General features: G+C 63.0%; 16 protein-coding genes and 1 pseudogene. 10 read left to right on the forward strand and 7 right to left on the reverse strand.

Annotation, left to right across the window (positions count from 1 at the left end):
* Positions 1–1,869, reverse strand: coding sequence for a sensor histidine kinase (locus LPJGGPFB_RS20430; protein ID WP_173421748.1), 1,869 nt, complete (start codon positions 1,867–1,869; stop codon positions 1–3).
* 228 nt (positions 1,870–2,097) lie between these two features.
* Between LPJGGPFB_RS20430 and LPJGGPFB_RS20435 the strand changes: the two genes are divergently transcribed.
* From LPJGGPFB_RS20435 to LPJGGPFB_RS20440, 3 genes and pseudogenes are all read left to right on the forward strand, one after another.
* Entirely contained in the window at positions 2,098–3,423 is a 1,326-nt protein-coding gene (locus tag LPJGGPFB_RS20435; protein ID WP_173421749.1) for a dicarboxylate/amino acid:cation symporter, read from the forward strand.
* Between the two features lie 85 nt (positions 3,424–3,508).
* The gene (locus LPJGGPFB_RS33500) at positions 3,509–3,631 is read left to right on the forward strand and encodes a hypothetical protein (RefSeq protein ID WP_268833709.1); all 123 of its coding nucleotides are present in this window, start codon (positions 3,509–3,511) and stop codon (positions 3,629–3,631) included.
* 21 nt (positions 3,632–3,652) lie between these two features.
* Positions 3,653–3,841 (forward strand): annotated as a pseudogene (locus tag LPJGGPFB_RS20440) (cupin domain-containing protein); the annotation flags it as partial.
* Positions 3,842–3,874: 33 nt separating this feature from the next.
* Here the strand turns inward: LPJGGPFB_RS20440 and LPJGGPFB_RS20445 are convergent.
* Positions 3,875–4,591: a helix-turn-helix transcriptional regulator gene (locus tag LPJGGPFB_RS20445; protein WP_173421750.1), complete on the reverse strand. Its 717-nt coding sequence runs from the start codon at positions 4,589–4,591 to the stop codon at positions 3,875–3,877.
* A gap of 76 nt (positions 4,592–4,667) precedes the next feature.
* Between LPJGGPFB_RS20445 and LPJGGPFB_RS20450 the strand changes: the two genes are divergently transcribed.
* Complete coding sequence (locus LPJGGPFB_RS20450; protein ID WP_173421751.1) at positions 4,668–5,279, forward strand: glutathione S-transferase family protein; 612 nt, start codon at positions 4,668–4,670, stop codon at positions 5,277–5,279.
* Positions 5,280–5,381: 102 nt separating this feature from the next.
* Here LPJGGPFB_RS20450 and LPJGGPFB_RS20455 read toward each other — a convergent pair whose 3' ends face one another.
* The 4 genes from LPJGGPFB_RS20455 to LPJGGPFB_RS20470 all read right to left on the reverse strand — a co-directional run bounded on the left by LPJGGPFB_RS20455 (position 5,382) and on the right by LPJGGPFB_RS20470 (position 9,806).
* Entirely contained in the window at positions 5,382–6,266 is an 885-nt protein-coding gene (locus LPJGGPFB_RS20455) for an aldose 1-epimerase (RefSeq protein WP_173421752.1), read from the reverse strand.
* Between the two features lie 7 nt (positions 6,267–6,273).
* Positions 6,274–7,224 carry an L-arabinose ABC transporter permease AraH gene (gene araH, locus LPJGGPFB_RS20460; RefSeq protein ID WP_173421753.1) on the reverse strand — a complete coding sequence of 317 codons (951 nt, stop codon included), beginning with the start codon at positions 7,222–7,224 and terminating at the stop codon, positions 6,274–6,276.
* A 2-nt stretch (positions 7,225–7,226) separates the two neighbouring features.
* Entirely contained in the window at positions 7,227–8,753 is a 1,527-nt protein-coding gene (gene araG / locus LPJGGPFB_RS20465) for an L-arabinose ABC transporter ATP-binding protein AraG (protein WP_173421754.1), read from the reverse strand.
* A 69-nt stretch (positions 8,754–8,822) separates the two neighbouring features.
* Positions 8,823–9,806 (reverse strand): arabinose ABC transporter substrate-binding protein, encoded by a 984-nt coding sequence (locus LPJGGPFB_RS20470; protein WP_173421755.1) that lies wholly within the window; start codon positions 9,804–9,806, stop codon positions 8,823–8,825.
* 198 nt (positions 9,807–10,004) lie between these two features.
* Between LPJGGPFB_RS20470 and LPJGGPFB_RS20475 the strand changes: the two genes are divergently transcribed.
* From LPJGGPFB_RS20475 to LPJGGPFB_RS20500, 6 genes are all read left to right on the forward strand, one after another.
* A complete protein-coding gene (locus LPJGGPFB_RS20475; RefSeq protein ID WP_173421756.1) occupies positions 10,005–10,766 on the forward strand; it encodes a FadR/GntR family transcriptional regulator in 762 nt (253 codons plus the stop codon).
* 70 nt (positions 10,767–10,836) lie between these two features.
* Positions 10,837–11,985, forward strand: coding sequence for a galactonate dehydratase (gene dgoD / locus LPJGGPFB_RS20480; protein ID WP_173421757.1), 1,149 nt, complete (start codon positions 10,837–10,839; stop codon positions 11,983–11,985).
* 37 nt (positions 11,986–12,022) lie between these two features.
* A complete protein-coding gene (locus LPJGGPFB_RS20485; RefSeq protein ID WP_173421758.1) occupies positions 12,023–12,799 on the forward strand; it encodes an SDR family oxidoreductase in 777 nt (258 codons plus the stop codon).
* Positions 12,800–13,099: 300 nt separating this feature from the next.
* Positions 13,100–14,815, forward strand: coding sequence for an IlvD/Edd family dehydratase (locus LPJGGPFB_RS20490; RefSeq protein ID WP_173421759.1), 1,716 nt, complete (start codon positions 13,100–13,102; stop codon positions 14,813–14,815).
* 12 nt (positions 14,816–14,827) lie between these two features.
* Positions 14,828–15,736 carry a dihydrodipicolinate synthase family protein gene (locus LPJGGPFB_RS20495; RefSeq protein ID WP_173421760.1) on the forward strand — a complete coding sequence of 303 codons (909 nt, stop codon included), beginning with the start codon at positions 14,828–14,830 and terminating at the stop codon, positions 15,734–15,736.
* Positions 15,737–15,851: 115 nt separating this feature from the next.
* A complete protein-coding gene (locus LPJGGPFB_RS20500) occupies positions 15,852–16,562 on the forward strand; it encodes a FadR/GntR family transcriptional regulator (RefSeq protein ID WP_173421761.1) in 711 nt (236 codons plus the stop codon).
* Positions 16,563–16,581: 19 nt separating this feature from the next.
* Here the strand turns inward: LPJGGPFB_RS20500 and LPJGGPFB_RS20505 are convergent, their stop codons facing one another.
* Complete coding sequence (locus tag LPJGGPFB_RS20505; RefSeq protein ID WP_173421762.1) at positions 16,582–17,082, reverse strand: hypothetical protein; 501 nt, start codon at positions 17,080–17,082, stop codon at positions 16,582–16,584.
* Between the last annotated feature and the right edge of the window lie 152 nt (positions 17,083–17,234).

Below are 17,234 nucleotides of genomic sequence, written 5' to 3' on the forward strand. Positions count from 1 at the left end.
TCAGGCCCTCTTCAGTCGCACGATGAAGACGGTGCCCTCAGGCCCGGTCTTGACGTCGATGTCGCCGCCGTAGTCGACGACGATCTCCTTGGAAATGGCAAGGCCGAGTCCGAGACCCTGATCCTTGGAGGTGTTGAACGGCGTGAACAAGTCTTCAAGGATATCGGGCCTTATGCCCGGACCATTGTCGGCGACAACAAGCAAAACAGTATCGTTGGGACCAGTTTCGCAACGGACATGGATCTCGGCATCCGGCCGATCGCCGAGGGCTTCCAGAGCATTCTGCAAGAGGTTGATCAGCACCTGCTCCAGGCGGATACGGTTGCCGAGCACACTGAGCCCGTTGTCGGGCAGGTCGATGACGATCGCGTCCATGCGACCGGCAAAGCGGCTGCGCAGCAGCATCCGCGCGCCTTCGATCACCTCGCGCACCGCCGTCGGCTCGGCAACGAAACGGCCCTTGCGCGCAAAGCTGCGCAACTCGTCGGTGATGGTGCCGACACGCTCGGTCAGCGCCGCAATGCTTTTGAGGTTTTCGACCGCGGTTTCCTTCTGTCCGCGGTCGAGGAAGGTGCGGGCATTGTCGGCATAGGCGCGGATGGTCGCGACCGGCTGGTTGATCTCGTGGGCAACGCCGGCCGCCACCTGCCCGAGGATTGCCAATCGGTTGGCCTGGACCAGTTCTTGTTGCACCGCCTGCAGCTTTTCGCCGGTGCGCCGGTGGTCGGCGATTTCGGTTTCGAGGTGATCGCGGGCGAGGCTGAGATCCTGCGTGCGCTCGGTGACGCGACGCTCCAGTTCATCGCGGGCGGCGCGCTCGTTGGCCGCGACAAGCGTCAACGACTGACGCCGGCGAAGGAGAAATGCGGCAAGCGCCAGCAGCGGCACGAGGGCAGCCAGCGCCAGCAGCCGTGCTTCGCGACTCGCTGCGCTCAAAGCGGCATCCAGCGGCGCCAGTTGCTCCAGCCGCCAGCTGGTCGAGGGCACCATCGTCTCGACCCTCAGGAATTGCTTCTCGCTGCTACCGGGCAGGAGCGCTGTCAGCATGCTTGATCCGTCGCTTGTCGGCTCGATCCGGCGGAACGGCAGGGGCAAAAGGGATGCATCGCCGAACTGCAGGCTCTCGCGGATGGCGGCAAGACGATCCCCGGGGATGTTGCGAGTCGTCATGAACCGCCAGGACGGGAAGCTGGTAATCAGCACGATGCCGCGCCTGTCGGTGACATAGACTGGCTTGCCGGAGGCGAGCCAGTCGGCCTCGACTCCATCGAATTCGAGTTTCGCGACCACAACGCCGATCGGGCCGGCGGGTCCGTCGACCCGTCTGGAGATGTAAAGACCGGGCCTTTTGCTGACATTGCCCATGGCGAAATGCTCGGCCTTGCCGTCGCGCATCGCCATGCGGAAATATTCCCGGAACGCGTAGTCATTGCCGACGAAGCTGGTCGGTTCGCGCCAGTTGCTCGCCGCAATCGCCACGCCGTCGAGGCCGATCGCGTAGATCACCGCCGCGTCCGTGTTGGCGGCGAGCGCCTCCAGCTTTTGGTTGAGCCGCTGCAGCGGCTGGTCGCCGCCTTTTTCCAGGGCGGACTTCACTTCGACATCATCCGCCAGAACCAGGGGCAGTGCACGCTGGCGCTCCAGCACGGCGCGCAGCAGCGACGCCTTGAGATTGGCGTCGATGCGGCTCTGGATATCGACGGTCTCGAGCGCCTTCTTTCGCCCATATTCGCCGGCGACAAAAAGCCCGGCTGCCAACAGCAGTGCTGCCACCGCGGCGAAAATCAGCCAGGCGCGGCGCATATGCCGGTCGAGATCCGCAGGCTTCAGTGGGACGAAGTTTGGCATGGACATGGTGGAATTGTGCATTATTCCGCCCAGATTTCCAGATCATCTGTGCGGATATCCGCTCAAATATTCGTGTGTCCTCTCAGTCTATTCCTAAAGTTTCCTGGTATTTCAACGGCTTGCTTCCTCACTCTGCAATCTGGCACGCCCATTGCAAATGACATCCTCATGACAGCTCGAGCTGTCGCGCTTCGGAAATTGGCCCGGGAGGCCCGGCATGACGCCGGACTGGGTCTAGTGGAGGATATCATGATTATCGACCAATCCGCGGAACCGCGCGGCAAGACACCCTTCTATCGTCATCTCTATGTGCAGGTCCTGGCGGCGATCGCAGCGGGCATCCTGCTCGGCCATTTCTACCCCGAGATCGGCACGCAGCTGAAGCCGCTTGGCGACGCCTTCATCCGGCTGGTGAAGATGATCATCGCCCCCGTCATCTTCCTGACGGTCGCCACCGGCATTGCCGGCATGACCGATCTCGCCAAGGTCGGGCGGGTCGCCGGCAAGGCGATGATCTACTTCCTGACGTTCTCGACGCTCGCGCTGATCATCGGCCTGATCGTTGCCAATGTCGTACAGCCGGGCGCCGGCATGCACATCGATCCAGCCTCGCTCGACGTCAAGGCGGTCACCTCCTATGCCGAAAAGGCGCATGAGCAGTCGATCACCGGCTTCCTGATGAACATCATCCCGACGACGCTTGTCGGCGCGTTTGCCGAGGGCGACATCCTGCAGGTGCTGTTCATCTCGGTGCTGTTCGGCCTAGCGCTTGCCATGGTCGGCAAGAAGGCCGAGCCCGTCGTCGACTTCCTGCATGCGCTGACGCTGCCGATCTTCAAGCTGGTCGCGATCCTGATGAAGGCGGCACCGATCGGCGCCTTCGGCGCCATGGCCTTTACCATTGGAAAGTATGGCGTCGGCTCGATCGCCAATCTCGCCATGCTGATCGGCACCTTCTACGTCACCTCGTTGCTCTTCGTCTTCGTCGTGCTCGGAGCGGTCGCCCGCTACAACGGCTTCTCGATCGTCGCGCTCATCCGCTACATCAAAGAAGAGTTGCTTCTGGTTCTCGGCACTTCTTCGTCGGAAGCAGCCCTTCCGGGCCTGATGAACAAGATGGAGAAGGCCGGCTGCAAGCGTTCCGTCGTCGGGCTGGTGATCCCGACCGGCTATTCCTTCAACCTCGACGGCACCAATATCTACATGACGCTGGCCGCGCTCTTCATCGCCCAGGCGACCGACATTCCGCTGTCGCTCGGCGATCAGGTGCTCTTGCTGCTGGTGGCGATGCTGAGCTCCAAGGGGGCGGCCGGCATCACCGGCGCCGGCTTTATCACGCTTGCGGCCACCCTTTCGGTGGTTCCGGCGGTGCCGGTCGCCGGCATGGCGCTGATCCTCGGCATCGACCGTTTCATGTCGGAATGCCGGGCACTCACCAACTTCGTCGGCAATGCGGTTGCGACCATCGTCGTGGCGAAATGGGAAGGCGAACTGGACGAGACCCAGCTTGCCGCAACCCTTGGCGGCCGGGCGCTGCCGGAAGGTTCCGTTCAGGGCCTGCAGCCCGCCGAATAAAGCTGCCTCCCAGGGCAAGACCGCATTTCGGTGCGGCAAGGCGTGCTCCACCTTCGGGTGGGGTACGCCTTTTTCGTTTGTGGGATTGCCGCGCAGGGTTGCCGACCTGCTCTGGAGCCTCGATCCGGCAACGCAGGGCGCCTTCACCGGTCTCTACTGCGCCACCGACCAGCTCACCGTCGGCAAGACGACGCCGCTTGCGGAATAACCCACCGGCGTCGAGCGCCACAAGGGCGACAAATGCCTCCATGTCGTTTCGGGCACGCTCAACATCCATGTGCCCGACGCGGAAGGTCAGGCCTGGTTCGAACTCAACCCGCGCGACGGCTTCTACATTCCGGCCGGAACCGACCATCAGTACGACAACATGTCGGGCGAGCAGGTTGAGCCCGTCTTCGGCGTGGCGCCGGATTACTGAGCGCCGCGCCAATGCGGTATCGGCGGGGTCGGCCTATCCCTTGCGGTGGGCCGGCGCCGCGTCCGGTGTCCCGGCATTCATCCGGGCGATGAAGTCGCGCAGCATCGGTACGCGTCGCGGCCGGAAGCTCTCGTCCGTCGTCCTGACTTCGGCGATGCGATCGATGCGAAACTTGCGGAAATCCTGGCGCAGGCAACACCAGCCGAGCAGCACAAGAACCTGTTCGAGATAGACGATGCCAAGCGGCAGCACGCGCCGTTCGCTGTGTTGTCCCCCGGCGTCGACATAGTCGATGACGATGGCTTGCTCCTGCCAGCAGGCTTCGCGTAACAGGCCGACGTCGATATCCGGCACGGCCCTCTGTTCGAAACGATGAACCTGCGAGACCGCATGGATGGTCTGCTGCTGCAACCGGTCGGGCAGAGTGGCAGTTATCTTCGAAAGCACAGCTGCAGCAGCGCGTGCGAGCTCTGGCTCGCCCATGTGGCGGACTTCGCCGAGCCCCAGCACAAGCGCTTCGATTTCAAGGCGCGTGAAGGTCTGGGGCGGAAGGGCGATATCTTCCGTCAGGCGATAACCGAAGCCGCGCTCGCCGTCGATCACGGCACCGGCCGCGCGCAGGCTGTCGATGTCGCGATAGAGCGAGCGCAGCGATACGCCGGTCTCTTCCGCCAGCCGCGCCGCGGTGACCGGCTGCGGCAGGCTGCGAAGCGCCTGGAGAAGACGAAAGAGACGATCGCTGCGTGCCATGACCCTACTGACGGAAATTGACAGTTGGGTTGATCTATAAAGAGGGCAGACAGAAACCGCAATCGAGGTCCTTTCCATGTTGACGCTCTATCACGCTCCGCGTTCCCGCTCCTCGCGCATCATCTCGCTGCTTCGCGAGCTGGATGCGCTCGACAAGGTCAACATTGTCATCGTTGACATCACCCGCGGCGACGGCAGCGGAGCGAAGGATCCGAAGAACCCGCATCCGGATGGCAAGGTGCCGCTGCTCGTGCATGACGGCGTCGTCATCTGGGAAAGCATCGCCATCATCCAGTACCTGACCGATCTGTTTCCGGAAAAGAAACTCGCGCCGCTTGCCGGCGACCCCAAGCGCGGCCGCTATCTGAGCTGGCTTGCCTGGTATGCCGGCGTGGTCGAGCCGGTGTTGATCGCCGAAGCGGCCGGCCTTTCGCATCCCTATCTGCAGGCCACGTTCCGTGGTTCCAAGGAGATGGCGGATCATTTGGAGACGGCGCTCACTGCGAGCCCCTATCTGATGGGCGACGGATTCTCCGCTGCCGACTTGCTGCTCTATTCGCCTTTTGCATGGTACCCGGAAGCAACGCCCGACGTGCCGGCCGTCAAGGCCTGGATCGAGCGCTGCGCCGCGCGCCCATCGGTGCAGTGGGCGGCGGACTTCGATGCGTCGCAGCAGGTTGCCGCGTAGGCAGCGAGACGAACGAGCGACTATCCGCCAAGGTGCCGCGTGTCGATTGTGACGCACGGCGCTCTGGTATTCGAGCCGGCTGATCAGGCGCGCCGTTCCCCTTCAACGCCCTTCCGAAATCAGGCGCGGCGTGAGCGTCATCGTGCCGGAAAGGCTTTGGCCGCTCGGAACAACGGAAAAACCGCCGAGGCCAGGAAGATGATGGCCGTTCGGCAGATGTGTCATCGGCTCGAAGCAGAAGAAGTCGGCGTCCTCAGGCGTGTAGAGCATGAAGTGGCGAAAGGGCGGCCCCGCTTCGATTTCCAGGCAGAGATCATGCTCCGGCCACTCGATCACAGCCTTGCCGTCCCAGTCCTCATAGGCATTGTTCAGCCATCGCGGCGGGATCCGATTGCCTCCCTTGAAATCCAGCTCGCCCGGGATCGGACCGGGCTGATCGGGTAGGTGGCCGGCTCGTTCGGTCCAGAAGCGTTCGGCTATCGCCGTCAGCCGTGTGCCGGCGGTTTTCGGAAAGAAGGGATGGTGCCCGATGCCCATCGGCAGCGCGAAGGCCGACCTATTGGTCACGGAAAGCGTGATAGTTATGCGGTCGCCGATAATGCTGAAATGCTGAAGTGCATCATAGGCATAGGGGCTCGGCGCTACAGCGCCATGTTGATAGCGCAGGCATGCTGAGGTTTCGCTGTGCGAGACCGCCTCCCACGTCGCCAGCCAGCCGTCGCCATGCAGATAATAGGCATCGGCGGCATTCCGGGTGAGTGCATGGCGCTGTCCGGCGAGAGTGAAAGCGTTGCCCTCCAGCCTGTTGCCGAAGGGAACTAGCGGAAAGCTTGCCTCAGTGCCATGGCGCTGAGACGCGAGACCATTGGTTCGTGCAGGACGAAAGATCGGGATCCCGCGATAGGTGCCGGAGAGGATTGAGCCGCCGAAGCGGCTCAACTCGATCGAAAGCGCACCGTTGTTGAGCCGCAGTATGTCCCCGGACATAGGGCAGCTAAGCCCGCCGTCCTGCCGCCGACGAGCGCAGGTTGTCGAGCAGCACGGCGAGCAGCAGGATCAGGCCGCGCACGACATATTGGTAGAAGGCCTGGATGTTGAGCAGGTTCATGACGTTCTCGGCGATGCCCATGATCAGCACGCCGATGATCACGCCGGTCATCGCGGCACGGCCGCCGGCAAGCGACACGCCCCCAAGGACGCAGGCCGAGATGACGGAAAGCTCAAGGCCCGTCGCCGCGTTCGGCTGGCCCGAGGTGATGCGCGAGGCGAGCAGCACGCCGGCAACGGCGCAGACGAGGCCCTGCAAGGCGAAAATCCAGATGCGCATGCGCGCGACATCGACACCCGCAAGCCGCGATGCCTCCGGGTTGCCGCCGATCGCCAGCGTGTTCTTGCCGAAGACGGTGCGGTTCAACAGGAAGCCGAAGGCGACGAAGAACAGCGCCATGACCCAGATCGGTGTCGGGATGCCGAGGAAGCGCGACAGTGCCAGCTGGTAGAAGCTCGGATCGTTGATGCCGACGGCGCGGCCGTCGGAGGCGATCAGCGCCAGGCCGCGCACGATCTGCATGGTGGCAAGCGTCGTGATGAGCGCGTTGATGCGGAAGCGGGCGATGACGACACCGTTGACCGTGCCGACGAGACCGCCGCAGATGAGCGCGGCAACAAGGCCGAGCAGGATCGAGCCGGTCGCGTTCGACGCCATCACCGCGACCATGCCGGAAAAGGCGACCGTCGAGCCGACGGAAAGGTCGAAGTCGCGCGAGGCGAGGCAGAACATCATGGTGCAGGCGACGATGCCGATGGTGACGACCGACTGCAGCAGGCCGAGCATGTTGCGCTCGGTCAGGAAGTTGGGAACCGTCAGCGAAACGACGAGAAAGGCCAGCGCGAAGATGACGACGAGTCCCTGTTCGCCGAGAAGAAGTTTTTTCAAGGAGGTCATCGTCACCGTGCCTGTGCGTGAGAAGGAGTGTTGGCGTTTTGAACGTCCGGTAGGGCTGCTGCGAGAATGCGCCGCTCGTCGAAATCCGCCCGTGGAATGTCGGCGGCGACCCGGCCTTCGCACATGACCATGATGCGATCGGCGATGCCCATGACTTCGGGCAGCTCGCTGGAGATCACCACGATCGCCATGCCCTCGGCGGCCAGTTCGTAGAGGATTTCGTAGATTTCCGACTTGGCGCCGACATCGATGCCGCGCGTCGGCTCGTCGATGACGAGCACCTTGACGCCCTCTTCCGACAGCCAACGGCCGAGGATCACTTTCTGCTGGTTGCCGCCCGAGAGATTGATGATGTCCTGGCGGCGCGACGGCGTGCGCACGCGCAGCTTGGCGATGAACTTGTCGGCAAGCGCACCCTCCTTCTTCGGGTTGATGATGCCGAAGGGCGAGAAGTGGCGGCGCGAGGAGATCGTCATGTTCTCCTCGATCGAGCGTCCCTGGACGATGCCGTCGAACTTGCGGTCTTCCGGGCAGAGCACGATGCCGGAGCGGATGGAGTGTGGCGGACTGTCCGCCTGGATCAAGGTGCCGTCGACAGAGACCGTTCCGCTGCTGCGGGCATCAGCGCCATAGACCAGGCGAGCCATTTCGCTGCGGCCGGCACCGATCAGCCCGAAGAAGCCGAGGATTTCGCCGCGCCGGACGGAAAAGCTTAAAGGTTGGCGCAGTTTCGGTCCCGAAATGCCTTCGACGCGCAACCGCTCCTGGCCGAGCGCGCGCTCGCGCCATCCCCAGATGTTGGCGATCTCGCGGCCGACCATTTCCGAGATGATCTGGTCGCGCGTCACCTTCGAAATATCAGGGTGGTGTGCAGCAAGCTTCCCGTCGCGCAGCACAGTCAGGCTGTCGCAGAGACGGAAGATCTCGTCGAGGCGATGGGAGACGTAGAGAATGACGGTGCCGTTGGCGCGCAGCCGGTCGATGAGGGCAAAGAGGATCTCGCTTTCCCTGGAGGAGAGCGACGACGTCGGCTCGTCGAGCGCGATCACCCGGGCGTCGAGCATGACCGCCTTGGCGATTTCCACCATCTGCCGCTCGCCGATCGAAAGCGAGGCGACCTTGACGGAGGGATCGACGTCGATGCCGATCTCCACAAGCTTCTTCGAGACGACTCCGATCAGTTGCTGGCGATCGATGACGCCGGCCTTGCCGGGAAAACGTCCGAGCCAGAGGTTTTCGGCGACCGTCAGCTCCGGCACGAGCTGCAGTTCCTGGTGAATGACGATGACGCCGGCATGGAAGGCGTCGCGCACCGAGCGGTAGTGTTGCTCTTTGCCGTCGATCAGGATTTCGCCGGTGTCTGCGGACTGGTCGCCGGAGAGGACGCGGATCAGCGTCGACTTGCCGGCGCCGTTTTCGCCCATCAATCCGTGCACGGCGCCTTTTTTCACCGAGAACGAGACGTTCGACAGCGCCTGGACGCCGGGATAGCCCTTGGAGATGGTTCGGAATTCGAGGAAGTCTTGCATCTGCGACGCTCCGGAAATGGGGCGCCCGGCGGAGCTAGGCCGCCGGGCTCAAGTCATCGAAGACGAGGATTACTCGATGCCGAGGTCCTTGCGAACGGCCTCATAGGTATCGCGCAGCGCGATCTGGCCGGCGGTCAGCGTCAGCTTTTCCGGCTCCTTGCCGTTGGCGACCCACTCATACATGTTAAGCGCGGTCTCGTAACCGTGGCGCTTCGGCGAGATGATCACGGTGCCGAAGAAGCCGGTTGCCGCGGGCTTCTTGAACTCGTTGATGGCCGAGTCAGCACCACCGATGCCGACGCCGATCATGCTGTCGGGAGCGATGCCGACGGTCTCGGTTGCGCGCACTGCGCCGAGCACCGCTTCGTCATTGAGGCCGACGGCGACCCACTTCTTGATGCCGGCATTCTTGTTGAGAACGACGGTCGAGGCGTTCAGCGCTGCTTCCGTATCGGTCTTGGCCTGCGGCGCGTCGAAGATGTTGGCTTCCGGGAAGCCGTTTGCCTTTAGCACCGAGAGCGCGCCTTCGACACGGTCGACGGCGGTCGGCAGCTGGTCGTAGGAGACGCGGATCGCGCCGACCTCCTTCATGTCCCAGCCGCGCTTCTTGATCTCGTCGACGATCGACTGGCCGACGGCTTCGCCGATCTTGGTTGCGGAAATGCCCATATGCGGCACGTCTTCGATCGGGCTGCCATCGGCGTTGACGAGGCGATCGTCAACGGTCATCAGCTTCAGGTCGTTGGCTTCAGCCTTGGCGATGATGCCGGGGCCGAGCTTGACGTCAGGCGTGCAGATGATGAAGCCTTGCGCGCCCTGGGCGCCGAGGTTGTCGATCGCTGACTGGACCTTCTCGCCATCTTCGGCGCCGATCTTGACCAGCGTGAAGCCTTTTTCCTTGGCGGCGACATCGGCGAACTTCCATTCGTCCTGGAACCATGGCTCCTCGGGCTGCTTGACGATGAAACCGATCTTGACGTCGGCGGCGAAGGCCGAGGTTGCGGCGAATACGGCGACGGTGCCAGCCAAGATGGCGGCTTTGAAGAAGCGCATGATTTCTCTCCCTGGTGAACTGCCTCCTGCAGTTGCCTTTTGTGTATGATGAATCATCATATCCGTCAATTGCCTTTGTATGATGATTGAGATAGTGATGTATAACTATTGCTGAAGTGCTCCCGGATCCCTGTCGCGAGGAAAGGTGATCTGGGATAAAAGCGTCGGCGGAACTGAAAGGGATGGGTGGAGATGCAGATGGAAGGACAGGAGCCGCAGGCCGTGGCCGCGGAGCAAGTACAGCGCCGGCCGCGCGTCCAGAAGAACGTGACGCGGACGATCGCTTCCGATATTTGCGCCGATATCTTTCCTGTCGGCTCCTATCTGCCGCGGGAAAATGATCTTTGTGAGCGCTACGGCGTCAGCCGAACCGTCATTCGCGAATCGTTGAAGATCCTGGAATCGAAGGGCATGGTGCGTGGCCGCTCGCGGGTCGGCACGGTCGTTTGCGGCAAGGACGAGTGGAACATCCTCGATGCCCAGGTGCTCGAATGGATCGGCGAGCGCATCTTCGAATTCGACCTGTTGAACTGCATTCTGGAAGCGCGCCGGGCGATCGAGCCGGTTGCGGCCGAATTCGCCGCGGAGCGCGCGACCGTTCAGGAAATCGCCGATCTCGAGCGCGCCTGGCAGGCGATGCGTGACGGCGAGCGCGATGTCGCCGGCTTCACCGATGCCGACGTTGCCTTCCACACCTGCCTGCTCAAGGCCAGCCACAACCAGGTCTTCCTGCAACTGGTCGGCATCATCCAGGCGGCGCTGAAGTTTTCGCTGCACGCTTCCAACGAAGCCGCCGAGCGGCGCGACGAAGCCATCGACATCCATCGCGAACTGGTCGAGGCGCTGCGCATGCGCGACAAGGCGGCGGCGCGCGATTGCTCGACGCGCATGCTTGATCTCGCCGCGCGCGACCTGGCAACCGCGGTCAAGCAGCACAGCCCCGCCAAACCCGTTCTCTGAAAATTCCCGCCGGCATGCACGCGCACGGCTGGTCACGACACGCTATCCTCACCGAACCGGACATCATTCCATGAAGATCACCAAGCTCACGACCTATATCGTCCCGCCGCGCTGGCTGTTTCTCAAAGTGGAGACCGACGAGGGCATCGTCGGCTGGGGCGAACCCGTCGTCGAGGGGCGGGCACTGACAGTCGAGGCGGCCGTGCACGAGCTTGCAGACTATCTCGTCGGCAAGGACCCGTTCCTGATCGAGGATCATTGGAATGTGATGTATCGCGGCGGTTTCTACCGCGGCGGCGCCATCCATATGAGCGCGCTTGCCGGCATCGACCAGGCGCTCTGGGACATTAAGGGCAAGGCGCTTGGCCAGCCCGTGCACTCCCTGCTCGGCGGCCAATGCCGCGACAAGATCAAGGTCTATTCCTGGATCGGTGGCGACCGCCCGAGCGACGTCGCCCGCAACGCCAAGGATGTGGTGGCGCGCGGCTTCAAGGCGATCAAGCTCAATGGCTGCGAAGAACTGCAGATCGTCGACACCAACGAGAAGATCGACAAGGCGGTCGAGACCATCGGCATCATCCGCGATGCGATCGGCCCGAACATTGGTATCGGCGTCGACTTCCACGGCCGGGTGCATCGGCCGATGGCCAAGGTGCTGGCCAAGGAACTCGAGCAGTTCAAGCTGATGTTCATCGAGGAGCCGGTGCTTTCGGAAAACCGCGAGGCGCTGAAGGAGATCGCCAACCATTGCTCGACCCCGATCGCGCTCGGCGAGCGGCTCTATTCGCGCTGGGACTTCAAGTCGGTGCTGGCGGACGGTTATGTCGACATCATCCAGCCCGACCTTTCCCATGCTGGAGGGATCACCGAATGCCGCAAGATCGCGGCTATGGCAGAAGCGTATGACGTGGCGCTGGCGCCCCATTGCCCGCTCGGGCCAATCGCACTTGCCGCCTGCCTGCAGATCGACGCCATCAGCTACAACGCCTTCATCCAGGAGCAGAGCCTCGGCATTCACTACAACGAGGCTAACGACATTCTCGACTACGTCTCCAACAAGGATGTCTTCCACTATGAGGACGGCTTCGTCTCGATCCCGCAGGGCCCTGGCCTCGGCGTCGAGGTCGACGAGGCCTATGTCATCGAGCGCGCCAAGGAAGGCCACCGCTGGCGCAACCCGATCTGGCGTCATGAGGATGGCAGCGTCGCCGAGTGGTAACGGCCGCGCCGACTGATCGGATAGAGAGGGAACAGGCATGAGCAAGCGGCTTGCTGGCAAGCGCATCGTCATCACCGGGGCAGCGCAGGGCATTGGCCTCGCCATGGCGGAGGAATTTCTGAAGGAAGGCGCCAGCCTCTTTCTGATCGATCGCGATGGACCGCTGCTCGACCAGGAGACAGCAAGGCTCAAGGCGGCTGGCGGCACGGTCGCCTCGACGACATCAGACATTACCGACGCCGACGGGATTGCCGAAGCCATCGGTCAGGCCGAAAACACGATCGGGCGCCCGAATGCGCTCGTCAACAATGCCGGCATCAACGTCTTTTCTGAACCACTGGCGTTGAGTGACGCCGACTGGCAGCGCTGCTTCGACGTCAATCTCAAGGGGGCGTGGAACTGCAGCCGGGCCGTGCTGCCGGGCATGATCGAGGATGGCGGCGGCGTCATCCTCAATATCGCGTCCACCCATGCCTTCACCATTATCCCGCACACTTTCCCTTATCCGGTGGCGAAACATGCGCTTCTCGGCATGACCAAGTCGCTCGGCATCGAATACGCTTCAAAGGGGATCCGGGTGAACGCCCTTGCGCCGGGGTACGTGCTGACGCAGAAGGCTGTCGAATACTGGAACAGCTTCCCGGACCCGGTCGCTGCCGAGGCCGAGACGATGAAACTGCATCCGAGCGGCCGCATCGCCACGGCTGACGAGATCGCCCGCGCCGCACTGTTCCTGGTGTCGGACGAATGCACCTTCATCAACGCCACCTGCCTGACCGTCGACGGCGGCTTGAGCGTCCTGCACCATCCCTGAGCCAGACCGGCAGGTCTGGTCTGAATTGCATTCGCCAATCACTGCGCTGCGCGGTGGTTGGCGTTCCTCGCCGGCCGCCGTTTGATGCCGGGCTGGCAGCGCCCTGCGCGCTTACCGCGGCTCTCACCTCTTCATCCTGCCTAACCTTCAACTTCTCGATCGCTGCTCCCGCTTTTCGAACAGGCGAGCAAGCCGGCTTGTTGTGCGGTTTGACGCTTGACCGCGAATAACTCCGATTATATGAGAAATAAAAAGCGCGACACGCCACTCGGAGGGCGGGCGCACGGCGGGGGAGTGGACATGTCGAGAAAACTGAGATCGCAGCATTGGTTCGGAGGGCTAGACAAGGATGGTTTCATTCATCGCAGCTGGATGAAGAACAACGGCCTGCCGGATGACGCCTTCGATGGACGCCCGGTCATCGGCATCTGCAACACGTTCTCCGAACTCACACCTTGCAACGCCCACTTTCGCGGCCTGATCGAACACATCAAGGCGGGCGTGCTGGAGGCGGGTGGCCTGCCGCTGGAATTTCCGGTGTTTTCCTGCGGCGAGTCCAATCTGCGTCCGACCGCCATGCTCTTTCGCAACCTCGCCTCCATGGATGTGGAAGAGGCGATCCGCGGCAACCCGATCGACGGCGTCGTACTGATGGCCGGCTGCGACAAGACCACGCCGTCGCTCGTCATGGGGGCCGCCTCTTGCGATCTGCCGGCAATCGTCGTTTCCGGCGGGCCGATGCTGAACGGCCGACTGAAGGGCAGGACCATCGGCTCGGGTACGGATGTCTGGAAGTTTTCCGAGGATGTGCGGGCCGGCGTCATGACGCCGGCCGAATTCATGGCGGCGGAAAGCGCAATGTCGCGCTCGCCAGGTCATTGCATGACCATGGGCACCGCCTCGACCATGGCGTCGATGGCCGAAGCCTTGGGGCTGGCTCTACCCGGCAACGCGGCCTATCCCGCGGTCGACGCTCATCGCGCGCGCCTGGCGCGGCTCTCCGGTCGGCGGATCGTCGCGATGGTTGCCGAGGACCTGCGGCCCTCGCATATCCTGACGCGAAAAGCCTTTGCCAATGCCATCCGCGTCAACGGCGCCATCGGCGGCTCGACCAACGCCGTCGTGCATCTGCTGGCGATCGCCGGGCGGGTCGGCACCGAACAGACGCTCGAGGATTGGGACCGGTTTGGCCGGGATATCCCGACGATCCTCAACCTCATGCCGTCAGGAAAATTCCTGATGGAAGACTTCTGTTACGCCGGCGGCCTGCCCGCGGTCATGAAGGAGATCGCCGACCTACTCGACCTCGACAATCCGACGGTGACCGGCAAAAGCGTCGGCGAAAACATCGCGGATGCGGAGAACTACAATCCGGATGTCATTCTGCCTCGTGCCGTTGCGCTGACCCAACAGGGTGGCATCGCTGTGCTCAAGGGCAATCTCGCGCCGCAGGGCGCGATCCTGAAACCGTCTGCGGCAACCCCGGCGCTGATGCAGCACCGCGGCCGCGCCGTCATCTTCGAAACGATTGATCACTACAAAGAGCGAATCGACGATCCCAACCTTGATATCGACGAGACCTCGATCATGGTTCTGAAGAACTGTGGGCCGAAGGGTTATCCGGGGATGGCCGAAGTCGGCAACATGGCGTTGCCGCAGAAGCTTTTGAAGCAGGGCGTGCGTGACATGGTGCGCATTTCCGACGCCCGCATGTCCGGCACGGCCTTCGGCACTGTGGTCTTGCACGTGGCGCCGGAGGCAGCTGTCGGTGGTGCTCTGGCGCTGGTCCGGGACGGTGACTGGATCGAGCTCGACGTCGCCGGGCGTCGGCTCCACCTCGATGTCGACGAGGCGGAGCTTGCTCGCCGCCGGCAGCAGTGGACGCCGCCTGAGATCGCCATGCCGGGCGGCTACCAGGGCCTTTATGTCGAACGGGTGATGCAGGCCGATCGCGGCGCTGATCTCGATTTCCTTGTCGGTTGTCGCGGGCACGCCGTGCCGCGCGAAAGCCACTGAGGAGGAGCGGCGATGTCCCGGTTCGACCCCGCTGACCTGCACGGCATCCACGCCATCCTCTATGCGTTGTTCGATTGCGACGAAAAGCTCGATCGCGGAGCCATGCGGCGCCAGACTGAGGTCTGTCTTGATGCCGGCGTGCATGGCATGGCGGCCCTCGGTCTTGCAACCGAAGCCTCGAAATTGAGCGAGGCCGAACGCATGGCGGTGATGGAATGGCTGGTGGAAGACACGGCCGGCCAAGTGCCGGTGGCGCTCACCATCTTCGGTCCTTCGGTCGAGGAGCAGGTCCGTCAGGCGCGCCATGCCGTTGGTGCGGGCGCCGACTGGCTGATCCTGCAGCCGCCGATCGTCGGCCAGTTCTCCGCCCAGGAATATATCCGCTTCTTCGGCCGTGTCGCCGATGCGATTGATGTGCCCGTCGCCATCCAGAATGCGCCAGCCTTCATGGGGAGGGGACTGACCGCAACCGACATTGCAGAGTTGGTCCGCCAGCATCCGAACATTACGCTGATCAAGGGCGAGGGACCGGTGGTCGATATCGCCGCGCTGATCGAGGTTACCGAGGGAAGATTGCCGGTTTTCAACGGCCGGGCCGGTCTCGAACTCATCGACAACCTGCGGGCCGGATGCCGCGGCTTCATTCTTGCGCCCGACTGCATCGACCATGCCGTCAGGGCTTACGAGTTCTATCGCGACGGCTGGGACGAGGAGGCGGACGCGGCCTATCGCGACATGCTGCCGGCCGTGGTGTTCACCATGCAGGGGATCGAGAACCTGATGTGCTACGGCAAACGTCTCTTTGGTGAACGCGCCGGCCTGCCCGTGTTCGACCGTGCGCCGGCGCTGCGGCCGACGGCGACCGGCCTGGCGATGGTTGAGCGTTTTGCCGAAGAGCTTGGCCGGCTCGGCGAGGAATAGGCGTTATCGCCATGCCAGGGGCCGACCGCCCGTTGTTGGGGCGTGGCGACGGCTATGGTAGCAAGGGGTCGAATCGCGCCAAAGTGCGCGCCGGGATTTCGGAAACGGACGGCTGATGACGACATTTACGATCGGAGACCGGGGCTTGCCCGCACAGATCGCGGCGGAAATCGGCCGGCGGATTGCGCTCGGCGAACTCAAGCCCGGCGAGATCCTGCCCAAGGAGTCCGAGATGCTGGGCAATCTGCGCGTCAGCCGGACGACCTTGCGCGAGGCGCTGAAGATCCTGTCGACCAAGGGCTTCATCGAGGCCAAGCCGCGCCTGGGCACCCGTGTCCGCGCGCCGGAGCATTGGAACACGCTCGATCCGGTGGTGCTCTCCTGGCACGAGGGCGCGGATGACCAGCAGCAACTCGCCGAGGAACTGTTCGAGATCCGCCTGGCGATAGAGCCGATGGCAGCGGGGCTTGCCGCTCGCCGTGGGTCGGCGGATGAGCTTGAGCGCATCCGCGCGGCCTATGCCCGCATGACGGAAGACCACGCGACGGTTTCTGCCGCGATTGAAGCTGACATCGATTTCCACCTGGAAATCATCCAGGCGGCGCACAATCGCTTTCTTCTGCCCGTCTCAGCGGTCATTCGCACGGCGCTGACAATCAGTATTCCCCGCACGCTCAGGACGTTTGGTGGATTGCAGCACTCCCTCAAGATGCACGAGGCGATCGTCGAAGCGATTGAAGCGCGCAATGCGGCAACGGCAGAAACGGCGGCGGAAACACTGTTGAACGCCACCTACCAGCGCAATTTCCTATCCGCACAGCCGTAACCAGGACCCAGTCACGGCATCATTTTCGGTGCAGGTTGATCTCGCTGGTGACGACCCTGTCACCGGATTCCGGGTCGACATCAACAGTCGTCAGCCGCATGCCGTTGGCGCCAACTTTCTGTAGCGTCAGATCCGCGCTGCGGTCGCCGTTGACTTCCTTCGCCCAGCGAATGGTCAGGTTGATGGCATCACCGCGACGGCTGCCGCTCAAGCCCGCCCGTCCGCCGCGCGGGCCGAGATACGATCCGCTGTATTTCGTGCCGCTGAATTTCAGTTGGGCATCGATCGATTTTGAGATCAGGATCAACCCGCGGCAGACGCCCTCCATCGACAGCGCCAAGCCCTGCGATTGAGAATCGAAGTTGCAGGAAACGTTGATGGGCGACATATGCGTGCGGATTCTGACTGTCCCGGCGCCCGTCCAGCTGCCCTGCAGCGACTTCAGGAACGCACCTTCGTCCGCCTGGGCGGCGCCGGCAAGCGATGTTGTCATGGCGGCAAACACGAGCCAACGCAGCATAACGCAATCCTCCGTTCAGAGGCTCGGCATGGTACACCAGCCAAGGCCCAGATCACCAGCCGCAACGCGCAACCGCGGCGGATGTTCCGCGCGGTCATGCACTGACGCTTCCAGCGGAGCGTATTGCCTCTAGCCATACGGCCGGACGGTTC

It is taken from the genome of Ensifer adhaerens (assembly GCF_013283195.1).
GTDB classification, from domain to species: Bacteria; Pseudomonadota; Alphaproteobacteria; order Rhizobiales; family Rhizobiaceae; genus Ensifer; species Ensifer adhaerens_G.

Coding starts and splice junctions, on each gene's coding strand:
- LPJGGPFB_RS20485 (WP_173421758.1), top strand. CDS start 12,023: ATGAGCAAGCGGCTTGCTGGCAAGCGCATCGTCATCACCGGGGCAGCG.
- LPJGGPFB_RS20435 (WP_173421749.1), top strand. CDS start 2,098: ATGATTATCGACCAATCCGCGGAACCGCGCGGCAAGACACCCTTCTAT.
- LPJGGPFB_RS20445 (WP_173421750.1), bottom strand. CDS start 4,591: ATGGCACGCAGCGATCGTCTCTTTCGTCTTCTCCAGGCGCTTCGCAGC.
- LPJGGPFB_RS20470 (WP_173421755.1), bottom strand. CDS start 9,806: ATGCGCTTCTTCAAAGCCGCCATCTTGGCTGGCACCGTCGCCGTATTC.
- araG (WP_173421754.1), bottom strand. CDS start 8,753: ATGCAAGACTTCCTCGAATTCCGAACCATCTCCAAGGGCTATCCCGGC.
- LPJGGPFB_RS20505 (WP_173421762.1), bottom strand. CDS start 17,082: ATGCTGCGTTGGCTCGTGTTTGCCGCCATGACAACATCGCTTGCCGGC.
- LPJGGPFB_RS20450 (WP_173421751.1), top strand. CDS start 4,668: ATGTTGACGCTCTATCACGCTCCGCGTTCCCGCTCCTCGCGCATCATC.
- LPJGGPFB_RS20500 (WP_173421761.1), top strand. CDS start 15,852: ATGACGACATTTACGATCGGAGACCGGGGCTTGCCCGCACAGATCGCG.
- LPJGGPFB_RS20430 (WP_173421748.1), bottom strand. CDS start 1,869: ATGCACAATTCCACCATGTCCATGCCAAACTTCGTCCCACTGAAGCCT.
- dgoD (WP_173421757.1), top strand. CDS start 10,837: ATGAAGATCACCAAGCTCACGACCTATATCGTCCCGCCGCGCTGGCTG.
- LPJGGPFB_RS20495 (WP_173421760.1), top strand. CDS start 14,828: ATGTCCCGGTTCGACCCCGCTGACCTGCACGGCATCCACGCCATCCTC.
- LPJGGPFB_RS20455 (WP_173421752.1), bottom strand. CDS start 6,266: ATGTCCGGGGACATACTGCGGCTCAACAACGGTGCGCTTTCGATCGAG.
- LPJGGPFB_RS20475 (WP_173421756.1), top strand. CDS start 10,005: ATGGAAGGACAGGAGCCGCAGGCCGTGGCCGCGGAGCAAGTACAGCGC.
- araH (WP_173421753.1), bottom strand. CDS start 7,224: ATGACCTCCTTGAAAAAACTTCTTCTCGGCGAACAGGGACTCGTCGTC.
- LPJGGPFB_RS20490 (WP_173421759.1), top strand. CDS start 13,100: ATGTCGAGAAAACTGAGATCGCAGCATTGGTTCGGAGGGCTAGACAAG.